Below are 14,097 nucleotides of genomic sequence, written 5' to 3'. Positions count from 1 at the left end.
GCACCGCTCCGCGCGTCCTCGGCCGCCCGCGAGGCATCGATCTTCTGCGACCTCCGGGTCCCCAGCCACCCCCCGTTCCGTCCCCACCGCCGTCCGGCGGTACCGCGCGCAAGGGAGCCCGCGATGAGTGAGCTGATCACCGCGGAACTGGTCGACCTCGACCTGTCCGCAGAAACGAAGGACGCCGCCGCACGCGCGCTGGCCGAGCGGATGGTCACCTCCGGTCGCGTCACCGACCTGGAGGGCTTCCTCGCGGATGTGGCCGCACGCGAGGCCCAGATGCCGACCGGTCTGGACGGCGGGATCGGCATTCCGCACTGCCGTAGCGCGCATGTCACCGAGCCGACGCTGGCCTTCGGACGCAGCGCCTCGGGTATCGACTTCGGTGCGCCGGACGGCCCGGCCGACCTGATCTTCCTGATCGCGGCCCCGGCGGGCGGCGACGCCGACCATCTGTCGATCCTCTCGACGCTCGCCCGCCATCTGATGGACGAGTCCTTCACCGGCGCGCTGCGGTCCGCCACCGAAGGGGAGGCCGCGGCGGCACTGATCCGCGGCGACGAGCCTGCGGCGGAGTCCGCCCCGTCGGCTGAAGCCGGGGCCGACGTGGAGACGGGCGCGGAGACGGGCGCGGAGACGGACGCGGAGGCGAAGGTGGGCGCCAACGCCGAAGCCGAAGCGGAGACCGCTCCCGCCCCCGCCCCCTTCCGTATCGTCGCCATCACCTCCTGCCCCACCGGTATCGCGCACACCTACATGGCCGCCGAGTCGCTGGAGAAGGCCGGACAGGCCGCCGGCGTCGAGGTGTTCGTCGAGACGCAGGGCTCGGCCGGGTTCAAGCGGCTCGACCCGCAGCTGGTCGCGGACGCGGACGGCGTGATCCTCGCGCATGACGTCGAGGTACGGGAGAAGGAACGGTTCGCCGGGAAGCCCACCGTCGACGTCGGGGTGAAGGCGGGCATCAACCGCCCCGCCGAACTCATCGCCGAGGTACGCGAGAAGGCCGAACGCGGCGAGGTGAGCGCCCCGGCGCGGGCCGGCATGCCCATGGACAGGGGCGCCGACGCCACCGACCGCTTCGCCACCCGTCTGCGCAAATGGTTGATGACCGGCGTCAGTTACATGGTGCCATTCGTCGCCGCGGGCGGCCTGCTGATCGCCCTCGCCTTCGCCATCGGCGGCTACACGATCAACAAGGCGCCGTCCGTCGCCGAACACTTCATCTGGACCGAGTCCACCAGCTGGGCGGCCCTGCTCTTCCAGATCGGCAGCGTGGCCTTCGGCTTCCTCGTCCCGGTCCTGGCCGGTTTCATCGCGTACGGCATGGCGGACCGGCCCGGCCTCGTCCCGGGCTTCGTCGGCGGTGCCCTCGCCCTCACCATCAACGCGGGCTTCCTCGGCGGCCTGATCGCCGGACTCATCGCGGGTGCGGTGGTGCTGGCGATCCAACGGGTAAGCATCCCACCGGTGTTGCGCGGCATCATGCCGGTGGTCGTCATACCGCTCATCTCGTCGGTGATCGTCGGTTTCCTGATGTTCCTCGTGGTCGGCAAGCCGATCGCCGCGTTGCAGAAGGGCCTGACCGACTGGCTGTCCGGTCTCTCCGGCGCCAACGCGATCATCCTGGGCGCGCTTCTCGGCCTGATGATGTGCTTCGACCTCGGCGGCCCGCTGAACAAGGTCGCGTACGCCTTCGCGGTCGGCGGTCTCGCCAACCCCAACGAGGGCAGTCTGAAGGTCATGGCCGCGGTGATGGCGGCCGGTATGGTCCCGCCGCTGGCGATGGCGCTGGCCACGACCGTCCGCGGCCGGCTCTTCACCAAGGCCGAGCGGGAGAACGGCAAGGCGGCCTGGGTGCTCGGTGCCTCGTTCATCACCGAGGGCGCGATTCCGTTCGCCGCCGCCGATCCGCTGCGCGTCATTCCCTCCGCGATGGCCGGCGGCGCGGTCACCGGCGCCCTGTCGATGGCCTTCGGCTGCACCCTCCGCGCCCCGCACGGCGGGATCTTCGTCGTCCCCCTGATCGGCCAGCCGTTGCTCTACCTGCTCGCCATCGCCGCGGGTACGGTCGTCAGCACGGCCCTGGTCATCCTCCTCAAGGGCCTGCGCAAGTCGCCGGCCACCGGGTCGGTGGACACATCGGCCCCCGAGGACACCGAGGTAACGGTCGCCGCCTGACCGCCACTCGCGGCCGCGAGGCGTTGTTACCCGCGTGTTAGTGGATCTTTAGCCGGTTCGGTGAGAGTCGAGGTCATCACGCCGAAGGGCACCACTCACCAGCTCGGGGGATTCCTGTGTCGCTCTCTGTCGCCACCCGCCGCCGCGGGCGTCGTCTCGCCGCCGCCTCGCTCATCGCCGCCGCGGCGCTCTCGCTGACCGCCTGCCAGAACGGGGACGACAAGGCGTCGGCCGCGCCCTCGGCCTCGTCGAGCAGCCAGGGCGCCTCGGACGGCGGCTCGGACGGCGGCTCGAAGGCGACCGGGGGTTCGTCCACCGGAGGCTCGTCCACCGGGGGTTCCGCGTCCGGCGGCTCCGCTTCCGGAGGTTCCGCTTCCGGGGGTTCCGCGTCCGGTGGTTCCTCCTCGGGTGCGTCCGCTACGGGTGGGCAGCAGGCGGGCGGCGGTTCCGGTGGCCAGGGCGGTGCGTCCACCGGCCGTAAGGGCGTCAGCGGCACCTGGGTCGGCACGCTGCAGTGGCTCACCGAGGACAAGCTCACGGTGGCCCCGAAGAGCGGCGCGGAGCAGGCGTTCTTCCTCGCCGACAGCACCAAGGTGCTTGGCGCGGCGGCGATCTGCGAGGCCCCCGACGGCCGGGTCCACGCGGACGGCTCCGGCTACGGCACCATCCCGTGCACCCTCGCCGACCTGCGCAAGGCGGCCAGGCTCGGCAGCGTCGAGGTCCGGGTCACGGTGGACGGCGGCGCGGCCACGAAGGTCGTCGAGCACTACCGCCAGTGAGGGGCCACCCGTACGGGCACCCGCGCACCCACCCGGCACCGCACTCACCTTGAGGTAAGTACGCACTAAAAAGTAGGTACTTGTCCGGTACCGGACTCCCGCCAAGACTGGTTCAGCGGCCGTCGGAGCATGTGACGGCCGCTGAACCAGTGGCAACGAGGCGGGAGTTCGGTTCGTGACGACGGCAGGGAAGAGTGTGGCGGTCCTCGGTCTGGGGAGCATGGGTACGGCGCTGGCGGCCGCGCTGCTCGCGGCCGGCCATCAGGTGACCGTGTGGAACAGGACGCCCGGCAAGGACGAGGGGCTGGTCGGGCGGGGTGCGCGGCGCGCCGGTTCCGTGGCCGAGGCGGTCACCGCCGGTGAGGTGGTCATCGTCTGCATCCTCGATTACGCCGATATCGGCCCCCTGTTGGAGGGGCAGGGCGTCGGGCGCGCGGCGCTGCAGGGGCGGGTGGTGGTCAATGTGACCAATGGGGCGCCCGAGGAGGCCCGAGCGATGGCGGAGCGGGTGACGGCGCTCGGCGCCGCCTATCTCGACGGCGGGATCATGGCCGTCCCCGAGATCATCGCGCGCCCCGAGGCGTTTGTGCTCTACAGCGGTTCGCGGGAGGCGTTCGAGGCGCATCGGGAGCTGCTGGACACGTTCGCCCGCAGCGTCTACCTGGGGGAGGACCCCGGGCTGGCGCCGCTGAACGACCTCGCGCTGCTGAGCGGCATGTACGGGATGTTCGGCGGCTTTGCACACGCGGCCGCGCTGGTGCGCTCGGCGGGCGGTCCGGTGGCGGAGTTCACCACGACGCTGCTGCTGCCGTGGCTGCGGGCGATGGCCGGCGGCCTGCCCGCGATGGCGGCGCAGATCGACTCCGGCGATTACGCGGTCACCGGCTCACCCCTCGCCATGCAGGTCTCGCACGACAGCATCGGGGAGGTGAGCCGCGCGCAGGGTGTCAGCGCCGAGCTCTTCGCGCCGCTGTTCGCGCTGATGCGGCGACGGGTGGCGGACGGCCATGGGAGCGAGGGGTTCGCGGGTGTGGTGGAGCTGGTGCATCCGCGCTGAACTGACGGAAGGTCAGATTTCCAGCCGGGCCGCGATGCCGTCGAGGACGCTGTCCAGGCCGGTTTCGAAGCGCCACTGCGGGTCGTCCTTGCGGGTGGCTTCGTGGATGTAGCGCCGGTAGGTCGGATAGCGGCCGGTGCTCAGCAGATAGCGCATCTGGGGGGCGAGGGCCAGCCGCAGGTCGTCGGTGCTGGTCCAGCCCTGCTCCTTCATCAGGAGGTACTGGGCGCATTCGGCGGACACCGCACCGTGGACATAGGAGTTGACGGTGCCGAGCACGGACATCATCGCGTCGATGTCGAGCCCCAGCCCGTCCAGGGCGGAGAGCGCGCGCTCGGCCACGGCCATCCGGTGGGGGGTGAGCGCGCGCAGCGCCTGCGGTGAGGAGATCTGGATGAGCCAGGGGTGGCTCAGCACGATCTCGCGGGTGCGCAGCGCGCCGGCGCGCATGACCTCGCGCCAGTCGTCGATGTCGTCGGGCAGCTTGAGGTCCGCGTAGACCGCGTCCGTCATCAGGTCGAGGAGGTCGCCCTTGCCGGAGACATAGCGGTAGGCGGCCATGGGGGCGACACCCAGTTCGGTGGCCAGGCGGCGCATGGTGACGGCGTCGATGCCGTCGGCGTCGGCGATCCGTACGGCGGCCGCGGCGATCTTCTGCGGCGTGAGGGCGGCGCGGGGGGCCGGCGCCGGGCGGTCCAGGCGCTCCCAGAGGGAGATCGCGGCCGGGGCCGCCGCGTCCGTGGCGGGGGTGGCCGGCTCCCGGTCCTTGCCGTCGGCGGCTTTCCTGCTGGCCATGGGGCGCCTCGATTCCTTCCCGGATCCTCCCGGAGCGTGGCGTACAACGTATCAGGAGTAGACGTTGTACACGCTCGTGTGTACGTTGTATCCCGCTCGATACGCCGTACACGAGGCGTGTCGTACACACATCTGGAGGGGGCGCAGTGAGGGTGGCGGGGGAACCGGCCGACCGGGCCGAAGGGGCTGTAGGAGCCCAGGGGGCCGACGAGGCGGCGGGAAGCGGAGCGCGGCGACGGCGGCCGCGGTCGCTGTACTTCGGGGTGTTCGGGCTGCTGCTGGGGATGTTCCTGGCGATGGTGGACGGCATGATCGTGGGGACCGCGCTGCCCACGATCGTCGGTGAGCTCGGGGGGCTGGAACAGCTGTCGTGGGTGGTGACGGCCTATCTGCTCACCACCGCCGTGGCGACACCGATCTGGGGGAAGCTGGGCGATCTCTACGGCCGCAAGGGCACCTTCATGGCGGCGATCGTGGTCTTTCTGGCCGGGTCGATGCTGTCCGGGCTGTCGCAGGACATGGGGCAGCTGATCGCCTTCCGGGCCCTGCAGGGGCTGGGTGCGGGCGGGTTGATGGTCGGCGCGCTGTCGATCATCGGGGTGCTGGTGCCGCCCCGGGAGAGCGGCCGGATGCAGTCGATGATCGGCGGCATGATGCCGGTCGCGTTCATCGGCGGGCCGCTGCTGGGCGGGTTCCTCACGGACCATCTGAGCTGGCGGTGGGCGTTCTATGTGAATGTGCCGCTCGGGGCGGTGGCGCTGGTGATCGTGGGGGTGGGGATCCGGCTGGCACGCACCGAGCGGAGCACGGCGCGGATCGACTACCTGGGCGCGGTGCTGCTGTCCGTCGCCATCCTGGCGCTGACCCTGCTGGCCAGTTGGGGCGGTGTTCGCTACGGGTGGGGATCGCCGCAGATTCTCGGGCTGGCGGCGGTGGGCGTGGTGGCGCTGGCCTGGTTCGTACGGGTCGAACGACGGGCCGCGGAGCCGGTCATCCCGCCCCGGCTGTTCCGCAGCCGCAACTTCACCGTGGCGCAGATCCTGAGCTTCCTGGTCGGCGCGGTGATGCTCGGCGCGACCAGCTATCTGCCGCAGTACATGCAGTTCGTGCGGTCCCTGTCGCCGACGGCCAGCGGTCTGCTGTTGCTGCCGCTGATGTTCGGGATGCTCGGCGTACAGCTCGGCACCGGCGCGCTGATCAGCCGCAACGGCCGCTACCGGATCTATCCGATCGTGGGCGGCGGGGTGCTGACCGCCGGCGTCCTGCTGCTGTTGCTGCTCGGTACGGACACCGCGACGGCCGTGGCCTCGGCGCTCACCGTCGTGGCGGGGATGGGCATCGGGTTCGTCATGCAGAGCACCATGATCATCACCATGAACAGCGCGGCGCCGCGTGACATGGGGGCCGCCAGCGGCACGGTCACGCTGCTGCGGACGCTCGGTGGCTCGCTCGGCGTCGCCCTGCTGGGCGCACTCTTCACCGCCCGGCTGCGCGGCGGACTCGCCGACCGGGTCGGGGAGTCCGCCGCGCGACGGCTGACGGCGGGGTCCGGGCAGCTGACGCCGCAGCTGCTGGACGAGCTGGCCGGGCCGGTGCGGGGCGCCTACCGGGCGGCGGTCACCAGCGGGCTGCACGGCGTCCTCATCGGCGCCGCGGTGCTGGCCGTACTCGGCTTCGCGGTGGCGTGGTGCGTACGGGAGGAGCCGCTGCGGAGTGCGGAGGAGCCGGCGGGCTGACGGGCCGGCGGGCCGGTGGGCCGCTCGGGCACGCCGAAGACGAAAGGCGGTGGCCGGCCCCTCTCGGGGACCGGCCACCGCCTTTGCGCGTCAGCCGCGGGCGTCGTCCGTCAGGCCGCGCTGCCCGCCTGCCACTCGGACCAGGACAGGTTCCAGCCGTTGAGGCCGTTGTCCGGCTTGATGGTCTGGTCGTCCGAGTTCTTCACGATGACGACATCGCCGATCAGCGACTCGTTGAAGAACCACTTGCCCGGGGTGTCGCCACCGCCGCCCTTCTGGTCCCGCAGGCCGACGCAGCCGTGGCTGGTGCCGGAGTTGCCGAAGATGGACGTGGGGCCCCAGTAGTTGCCGTGGATGAAGGTGCCGGAGGCCGACAGTCGCATGGCGTGCGGGACATCAGGGATGTCGTACTCGCCCTTGCCGTCCTTGTTCTTGAAGCCGACCGTCGAGCCGTCCATCCGGGTCTGCTCGAACTTCTCCGAGATCACCATCTGGCCGTTGTAGGTGGGGTTCTGGGGGCTGCCGCCGGAGATCGGGATGGACTTGTAGGTCTTGCCGTCCCGCTTGACCGTCATGGTCTGGGTGTTCATGTCGACCGTGGAGACCTGCGAGCGCCCGATCGTGAAGGTCACCGTCTTGGACTGCACACCGGTGATGCCCTGACCGCCCTTCACCCCGTCCAGGTCGATCTTCATGGTGACCTTGGAGCCGGCCTTCCAGTAGTCCTGAGGACGGAAGTCCAGGCGCTGGGCGCCGAACCAGTGGCCGACGACATGCTGGCCGCTGCTGGAGGTCACCGTGATGTGGGACTGGACGTCCTTCTTGTTGGTGATCACCTTGTCGAAGTTGAAGGACACCGGCATGCCGACGCCGACGGTCTTGCCGTTGTCGGGGGTGTAGCTGCCGATGAAGCTGTTGGCCGAGGAGACCGTTGTGAAGGTGGCGTTCTCGGTGGCGGACCGGCCCTTGGCGTCCTTGGCCTTCGCCACGATCCGGTACTTGGTGCCGCGCTCCAGCTGGACGCCCGGCTTCCAGGACGTGCCGTCGGCCGATATGGCACCGGCGACGTCCTTGCCGGAGTCGGCGTCGGTGAGCTTCACCTCGGTCAACTTGCCGCCGGTGACCTTCACACCGGTGTCGTTGATGCTGGCGTTGGTGGAGCCGTCCTCCGACGAGACCTTGATCTTGACGTCGGAGGCGTTCTTGGCTGCCGCGGCGTCCGCGCCGGCCTGGCCGTTCTTGCCGTCATCGTTGCCGCCGGCCGAGGCGTCCCCGCCACAGGCGGACAGGGTCAGCGCACCCGCTGCGAACAGGGCCGTCACGGCAAGCGTGCGGCGCATCCGCCGGTTACGGCGCGGAGCACCGGACGCCGGCTGCTCGACTGACGGGAGCAGCTGGTGCGGGGTGCGGGACCGAGCGGGCGCGGGGGTGTCCGGCGTTGTCACGAGCTGCTCCATCACAGGGGGTTGTGGTTCCGTGCTGGTAAACAGCACGAGCGGGCGGATTTGGTTGCGGGTACGGCCACCTTGTGACGAAGGTCACATCTGCGGCGGTAGGGAGCGGTCGGCCGGTCCCGACAGCCAGGTTCGCAGTGCCGTGCCGTGTTCGTCCAGGCGGGGTGGGGCGGTGGGTTGGGCCACCGGCGTCCCCGAGAGGCGGAGCGGGCTGGTGACTTGGGGGATCCGCCCTTCCCCGACGGGGGTGACCGGGTCGAGTCCGAGGCTCCTGGCCAACTCCAGCGCCTCGGAGAGGGTGTTGACCGGGCCGCAGGGAACCGATGCCGCGGTCAGTCGCCCGGCCCAGTTTCGCGGGGTGTCGGCGGCCAGCAGGTCTTCCAGTGATTTGATGAGATCTGTGCGGTTTTGTACCCGATCCTGATTGCGGGCGAACCGGGCATCGTCGGCAAGTTCCGGCGCGCCCAGCGCCTGCGCCAGCGCCCGGAATTGGCGGTCGTTGCCCACGGCCACCGCGAGCGGCTGCCCGTCCCGGCAGGCCAGCGTCTCGTACGGGGCGATGCTCGGATGGCGATTGCCCATCGGGTCCGGATCGCGGCCGGTGGCCAGCTGGCCGGACGCCTGATTGACCAGCGAGCCCAGCAGGGACGAGAGCAGATTCACCTCCACCAGCTGGCCCTGGCCGGTGCGGTCGCGGTGGCGCAGCGCGGCGAGGATGCCGGTGGTGGCGTCCTTCGCGGTCAGTACGTCCACCAGCGCGACGCCCGCCTTCAGGGGCGTACCGCCGGGCTCGCCGGTGATGCTCATCAGCCCTCCGACGGCCTGTACGACGAAGTCGTAGCCGGGCAGCCGGGCGCCGGCGCCGGAGCCGAAACCGGTGATGGTGCAGTGCACCAGGCCCGGGTTGGCGGCGCGGGTCGCGGTGTGGTCCAGGCCGTACTTGGCGAGCGAGCCGGGGCGGAAGTTCTCGATCAGTACGTCGGCCCGGCGGGCCAACTCGCGGGCCGCGGTCGCATCGTCCGGATCGCCGAGATCCAGGGCCAGGCCGCGCTTGGAGCGGTTCGCGGCGTCGAAGTACGCGGCGGTGCCGTCCTGGGCGAACGGCGGCCCCCAGGCGCGGGTGTCGTCCCCGGTGCCCGGCCGTTCCACCTTGATCACCTCGGCGCCGAGGTCGGCGAGCGTCGCGGCGGCCAGCGGCCCGGCCAGTACCCGGCTGAAGTCCGCGACGAGGATGCCGTCCAGGGCGCGGGCGGGTGGCTCGGCGAGGGTGTCGGCGTCGGCGGGCGGTCGGGGCTGCGGCCGGGGCGGCTGCGGCACGTGGGTACTCCTCACGTCGCGGACGATGTGCCGTCATCGTCAAGGACGATCTTCGCCCGGGGAAGCCTCCGGGGTGTCCAACGGGGCGGGGCGAATCCTGTCGGGGCGGCCTCTTGGGCGGCTTCGCGGGCGGTCTTTCGGGCGGCTTCGTGCATGGGGCGCGGGGCGGGGGGTGGATGACCGCTCTGCGGTGTTGTGCCGGGAATGCGACGAAATGTCATAGGAGATGCGTCACTTTGGGGCTTAAGTCCCAAGATCCCCCTGTCGGAAGCCCTGAGGTGTGGTGTCTACTGGCTCCAGCCCGCGCCTCATCCGTCCTGGAGGACCGCATGCTCCTCTCCGCTTCGATTCTGCAGCAGATCGGCTTCGCCCTGCTTTTCGCGCTGGGCGTGCTCTGGGCCGTCGGCATGATCAGACTGCTGCGCCGGGGGCGGTACGAGGCGGCGATGCGGCGGGATCGGCGGGAGATGCGTGCACGATACGCGCCCCGTGGGCCGCAGGGTTCGTCCGGGCGGCCCCTGTCGGGACCGGAGCTGCCCGGACACGGGCCGGCGGTGCCGCCGGAGCTGCTCGGCTCGGTGCCCCGGCAGACCGGGCCGGCCGGGCCGCCGTCGGAGTGCGTGGAGCTGAGCGCCGCCGAGCGGGAGACGTTCGAGGAGCTCGTACGGCAGCTGACCAGCCGGAGTTGATATCGGCCGGCCGGTTCCGGCTGATCAGCTGACCAGCCGGAGTCGATAGCGGCGTGGCCGGTCGACCAGCCGGAGTTGATACCGGTGTGGCCGGTGATCAGCGGACCAGGCTCAGTCTCAGCAGGGCCAGTGCGGCCAGCATCTGCACCGATACCGACGTCAAGGACTTCAAGGTCGACAGGTGGTGCTGGCCACGTATGAGCAGCACCGCCAGTACGTAACCGAAGCCCCAGGTGGTCCAGGTCGCGGCCTGCACGAACGTGGCGTCGGTCGGCAGCCAGGCCGCTATCCCCAGCCGCGGCAGATCCGTCACCCAAAAGAGCACGATGAACAGGCTCGCGGTCGGCGCGAAGCGGCCGCTGCCGCCGAGGGTGCGGGCGATGGCATGGGTGACCGCGCCCAGGGCGAGGCTGGCGGCCAGCACTCCCGCCTCGGCCAGCCCGGCCAGTTGCAGCGCCGCCGAGCGGTCGGCCGCCCACTGGCCGCGGAACGCGTCCGCCGACAGCACCCCGATACCGCCGCCGATCAACGACAGCAGCACCGCCGCGCTCCACGCACTGCGGTCCCGTGCCTCGTCCAGGACTTCCACCGGCCGGTACCAGAGCCCGAATATCAGCCGGTGCCACCACAGGCGACGGCGTGGGGCGGGCTTGCGGGGGGCCGGCTGGACGAGCGTGGGGGGTGGAGGTTGCGGAGGCCGGGAGGGGGGCGGTGCGGACATACCGCCGTTTCTACCACCGGCCAATTCGGGACGATGCGGGGGCGTCGAGCGGGGCCACGGTCGGTGCGGATGAGACGCTCTGCAGGTGACGTTGCAGACACCCGAGCACGGTGAGGCGCACGGCGGCGGGCTCGGCACCCGGCTCAACTGGCTGCGGGCGGCGGTCCTCGGTGCCAACGACGGGATCGTCTCCACCGCCGGGCTCGTCGTCGGTGTCGCCGGAGCGACTGACAGCCGAGGCGCGTTGTTGACGGCGGGGCTGGCCGGGCTGCTGGCGGGGTCGATGTCGATGGCGGCCGGCGAGTATGTGTCGGTCTCCACCCAGCGGGACTCGGAGAAGGCCGCACTCGCGCAGGAGAAGCGCGAGCTGGCGACGGAGCCGCAGGCCGAACTCATCGAGTTGACCGAGTTGTTGGTGGACAAGGGGCTGAACGAGCGGCTGGCGGGGGAGGTCGCGGAGCAGCTCACCGCGCATGATGCGTTGCGTGCCCATGCGGAGGTCGAGTTGGGCATCGATCCCGATGAGCTCACCAATCCCTGGCATGCGGCGGGGGCGAGCTTTCTGGCGTTCACGGCGGGGGCGTTGTTGCCGTTGCTGGCGATTGTGCTGCCGCCTGCCGCGCATCGGTTGTGGATCACGGTGGTTGCGGTGTTGGTTGCGTTGGCGGTGTGTGGGTGGAGCAGTGCGCGGTTGGGGGCTGCGCCGGTGGGGCGGGCGGTGGTGCGGAATGCTGGGGGTGGGGCGGTGGCTATGGCGGTGACGTATGGGGCGGGGGTGGTGTTGGGGGCTGCGGGGGTTTGACGGCTGGCTTGGCTGTCGCCGTCGGCTTGGGCCGGGTGCGCTGTCGCTTGGTGGGTGGGTGGGCCGGAGGGGACACCCGGTACCCCTCCCCCAGCCTTCGGCCGGGAGGTGCCCCCACGGCGCGGGCGTCTCGGCTCCATAGGATTGATTACCCCGGCGTTTGCTCCAGGTCCTGCGGGCGGGACACCGGGCATCCCCTCCGGCCTCCGTGCATCGGCGTCCGTCCCGCCGTACCGATTGCCCTTACGGCCGGAGCTGTCGCTGAGGTCAGCCGTTCCCGTACAGGTCCCGGTACGAAGGAAACACGCCCCCCGGGCCGTCCACCGTCTCTGCCGACAGGGCCGCCCGGACGATGGCGCGGGTGAGGACGTCTGCGCCGGCGGTGAGGATTTCGTTGAGGGCGCCGGCCTCTGCGTGTACGCCGAATGCCGGGTCGATGGTGGCCGCTTCGGGGGTGAGGGGGCGGGTGGCGGTGGACAGGGCGAAGACCGTGTCGCCGTCGGACAGGAGATGTACGGGGCGGACGGCGCGGGCCAGGCCGTCGTGGGCGGTGCCGGCGAGTTTGTGGGCCTGGGCGCGGGTGAGGGTGGCGTCGGTGGCGACCACGGCGAGGGTGGTGTTGAGGGGTGGGCGGATGGCCGCGGCCGAACGGGACTCGGATATCCGCTGGGCCTCGGCCAGGCGGCGTAGGGCGGAGGTGTGTGCCTCGGGGGAGGGGAGGGCGGTGTGGCCGTCGGTGAGGCGGCCGTAGAGGGCGCCGGTGCGGGGGTCGGTGAGGGAGCCCGCCGCGTTGACGGCGGCGAGTGCGGCGACGGTGGTGCCCGAGGGGAGGACCGTGCTTGCCGTGCCGATGCCGCCCTTGAGGCCGCCGGCCACGGCGCCGGTGCCGGCGCCGGTGTTGCCCTGGGCGACGGGGGCGCCGGGCCCGGTGGCCGCCGCGGCCTCGGCGGCGGCGCGGCCCAGTGCGGCGTCGGGGCGGGCCCGCCAGTCGCCGCCGCGGCCCAGGTCGAAGAGGGCCGCGGCGGGTACGACCGGTACGACCTGGGAGGGGTCGGGGCCGACGCGGAAGCCGCGCGCGTGGTCCTCCAGCCAGCGGGCGACACCGGACGCGGCGTCAAGACCGAAGGCGCTACCGCCGGTCAGCACGATCGCCTCGATGCGCTGGACGAGGTTGCGTGGGTCGAGCGCGTCGGTCTCCCGGGTGCCGGGACCGCCCCCGCGTACGTCGACGGCCGCGACGGCGCCGCCCTCGGGGGCGAGGACGACGGTGGTGCCGGTCAGATGGCCGTCGCCGATGCGTTGGGCGTGGCCGACCCGGAGGCCGCGGACGTCGGTCAGTGCGTCCCGCGGCCCCGGGGTCGGCGCGCCGGGTCGGTCAGTAATCGGCCGGTCCCATCACGATGACCGGGTGCAGGTCCGGATCGAGGGTGCGCAGCAGCTGCCGCATCACCTTGGGCTTGAGGCTCACACAGCCCTGAGTGGGGCCGTCGTGGTCGACATGCAGCCAGACGCCGCCGCCCTTGGCGTCGCCCCAGGGGCGCTGCGGGTCCAGGGGGGAGGTGCCCGGCTCCCGGTTGTAGTTGATGGCGATGACGTAGTCGAAGGCGCCGGCCAGCGGCTCGCCCTCCACGCCGGTGCCGTCGGCGACAAAGCTGCTGTTGTGGTCGTAGGGCAGCTTGGTGCCGTCGGGGGCGGGCAGCCGGCCGCCGGCGTCGGTGAGCGTGTAGACGCCGATGGGCGAGCGCAGGTCGCCGTAGCGGTGGTCATCGGTCCAGCCGTGCGCGGCGTTGTGCGCGGACCAGGTGGGACCCGGCTCCCAGTCGTCCGAACTCTCCTCGCGGGTGTAGAGGACGACCTGGGACTGGAAGGAGTCCATGTCCTTGCCGGTGACGACCAGTACCTGTCGGGAGTTGGCCGGTATGCGCTTCCGGGCGGCGTCGCTGAGGCCTGGGATCGGGCGGCCGGCAGCGATGTTCCGTGCGGCGTTCGGGGCGGATTTCGGCGCGGCAGCGGGAGTGCGTGGCGTGTCCGGGCCGGAAGCCGTCGAGGACGTGGTGCTCTTGGCGTCGGTCCGGCCGTCATGATCGTCGCCCGATGCCGGCCATGCCCACAGGGCGGTGCCGATCAGCGTGGAGAGGGCGAGACCGCTCACGGCCTTGCTGCGCCGGGACAGTCTCGTCCGCGCGCGGGACTGAGCGTGGCGGGCCATGTCTGGCGTCTCCTCAGGTGCGGACGGTGGTCGGCCCCAGGGCTTCCGGGGAGGAAAACCCCTGTCATAAAAAGGGCAATCTGCACCCTACCGCGTCTACGTCGGCACGCCTCCGCTGGCTGTGGTGAACAGAGGGGAACAAGAGGGCGAAGGAACGAGAAGTAAGGGCCATTGGTGGCTAATTGACGGGTAATGGGGTGGCGCGGGGGTGGGGCTGTGCTGGTGAAGAAGGGGCCCGGGTGGGGGAGCAAGATGGCCGGATCTGATGCGGGATCAGGGTGACGGACGGTCGGGTACGGCCGTTCGGCACGCTTATGGGGGACGGGGGGAGGGCGTTCGTCGAGACGGGTGACGGAGGGG

The 14,097-nt window shown here is 71.4% G+C and carries 12 protein-coding genes; 6 read left to right on the top strand and 6 right to left on the bottom strand.

The annotated features are described in order from the left end of the window. Positions 1-123: 123 nt before the first annotated feature. The 3 genes from KI385_RS19470 (at position 124) to KI385_RS19460 (ending at position 4,014) form a co-directional block, all read left to right on the top strand. On the top strand, positions 124-2,178 hold the full coding sequence (locus tag KI385_RS19470) for a PTS fructose transporter subunit IIABC (protein ID WP_238573436.1): 2,055 nt from the start codon (positions 124-126) through the stop codon (positions 2,176-2,178). A gap of 116 nt (positions 2,179-2,294) precedes the next feature. Next, entirely contained in the window at positions 2,295-2,957 is a 663-nt protein-coding gene (locus KI385_RS19465; protein ID WP_238573435.1) for a hypothetical protein, read from the top strand. Positions 2,958-3,132: 175 nt separating this feature from the next. Continuing rightward, the gene (locus KI385_RS19460) at positions 3,133-4,014 is read left to right on the top strand and encodes an NAD(P)-dependent oxidoreductase (protein WP_238573434.1); all 882 of its coding nucleotides are present in this window, start codon (positions 3,133-3,135) and stop codon (positions 4,012-4,014) included. A 12-nt stretch (positions 4,015-4,026) separates the two neighbouring features. Here KI385_RS19460 and KI385_RS19455 read toward each other — a convergent pair whose 3' ends face one another. Further along, on the bottom strand, positions 4,027-4,809 hold the full coding sequence (locus KI385_RS19455; RefSeq protein ID WP_238573433.1) for a TetR/AcrR family transcriptional regulator C-terminal domain-containing protein: 783 nt from the start codon (positions 4,807-4,809) through the stop codon (positions 4,027-4,029). Positions 4,810-4,955: 146 nt separating this feature from the next. On the opposite strand from KI385_RS19455, the gene KI385_RS19450 reads away from it, so the two are divergent. Further along, positions 4,956-6,545: an MDR family MFS transporter gene (locus tag KI385_RS19450; RefSeq protein WP_281066878.1), complete on the top strand. Its 1,590-nt coding sequence runs from the start codon at positions 4,956-4,958 to the stop codon at positions 6,543-6,545. A gap of 110 nt (positions 6,546-6,655) precedes the next feature. Here KI385_RS19450 and KI385_RS19445 read toward each other — a convergent pair whose 3' ends face one another. Together KI385_RS19445 and KI385_RS19440 are read right to left on the bottom strand one after the other, a co-directional pair. Beyond that, on the bottom strand, positions 6,656-8,002 hold the full coding sequence (locus KI385_RS19445; protein ID WP_238573432.1) for a L,D-transpeptidase: 1,347 nt from the start codon (positions 8,000-8,002) through the stop codon (positions 6,656-6,658). A gap of 81 nt (positions 8,003-8,083) precedes the next feature. Beyond that, positions 8,084-9,316 carry a CaiB/BaiF CoA transferase family protein gene (locus tag KI385_RS19440; RefSeq protein ID WP_238573431.1) on the bottom strand — a complete coding sequence of 411 codons (1,233 nt, stop codon included), beginning with the start codon at positions 9,314-9,316 and terminating at the stop codon, positions 8,084-8,086. Between the two features lie 329 nt (positions 9,317-9,645). Between KI385_RS19440 and KI385_RS19435 the strand changes: the two genes are divergently transcribed. Then, positions 9,646-10,005 (top strand): hypothetical protein, encoded by a 360-nt coding sequence (locus KI385_RS19435; protein ID WP_238573430.1) that lies wholly within the window; start codon positions 9,646-9,648, stop codon positions 10,003-10,005. Between the two features lie 97 nt (positions 10,006-10,102). On the opposite strand, the gene KI385_RS19430 is transcribed toward KI385_RS19435, so the two are convergent. Beyond that, positions 10,103-10,726 (bottom strand): hypothetical protein, encoded by a 624-nt coding sequence (locus KI385_RS19430; RefSeq protein ID WP_238573429.1) that lies wholly within the window; start codon positions 10,724-10,726, stop codon positions 10,103-10,105. A gap of 85 nt (positions 10,727-10,811) precedes the next feature. Here KI385_RS19430 and KI385_RS19425 point away from each other — a divergent pair, with 85 nt between their 5' ends. Then, positions 10,812-11,528 carry a VIT1/CCC1 transporter family protein gene (locus tag KI385_RS19425; RefSeq protein ID WP_238573428.1) on the top strand — a complete coding sequence of 239 codons (717 nt, stop codon included), beginning with the start codon at positions 10,812-10,814 and terminating at the stop codon, positions 11,526-11,528. A 267-nt stretch (positions 11,529-11,795) separates the two neighbouring features. On the opposite strand, the gene KI385_RS19420 is transcribed toward KI385_RS19425, so the two are convergent. Then, entirely contained in the window at positions 11,796-12,911 is a 1,116-nt protein-coding gene (locus tag KI385_RS19420; RefSeq protein ID WP_238577757.1) for a P1 family peptidase, read from the bottom strand. Then, complete coding sequence (locus KI385_RS19415; protein ID WP_238573427.1) at positions 12,904-13,737, bottom strand: L,D-transpeptidase family protein; 834 nt, start codon at positions 13,735-13,737, stop codon at positions 12,904-12,906. Before KI385_RS19415 ends, KI385_RS19420 begins: the two co-directional genes overlap by 8 nt. Positions 13,738-14,097 lie beyond the last annotated feature (360 nt).

The sequence above is a fragment of the Streptomyces inhibens genome, assembly GCF_022221585.1.
GTDB classification, from domain to species: Bacteria; Actinomycetota; Actinomycetes; order Streptomycetales; family Streptomycetaceae; genus Streptomyces; species Streptomyces inhibens.
The sequence above is the reverse complement of the archived record's forward strand: the minus strand, read 5'-3'. Positions and strand labels throughout refer to the sequence as shown.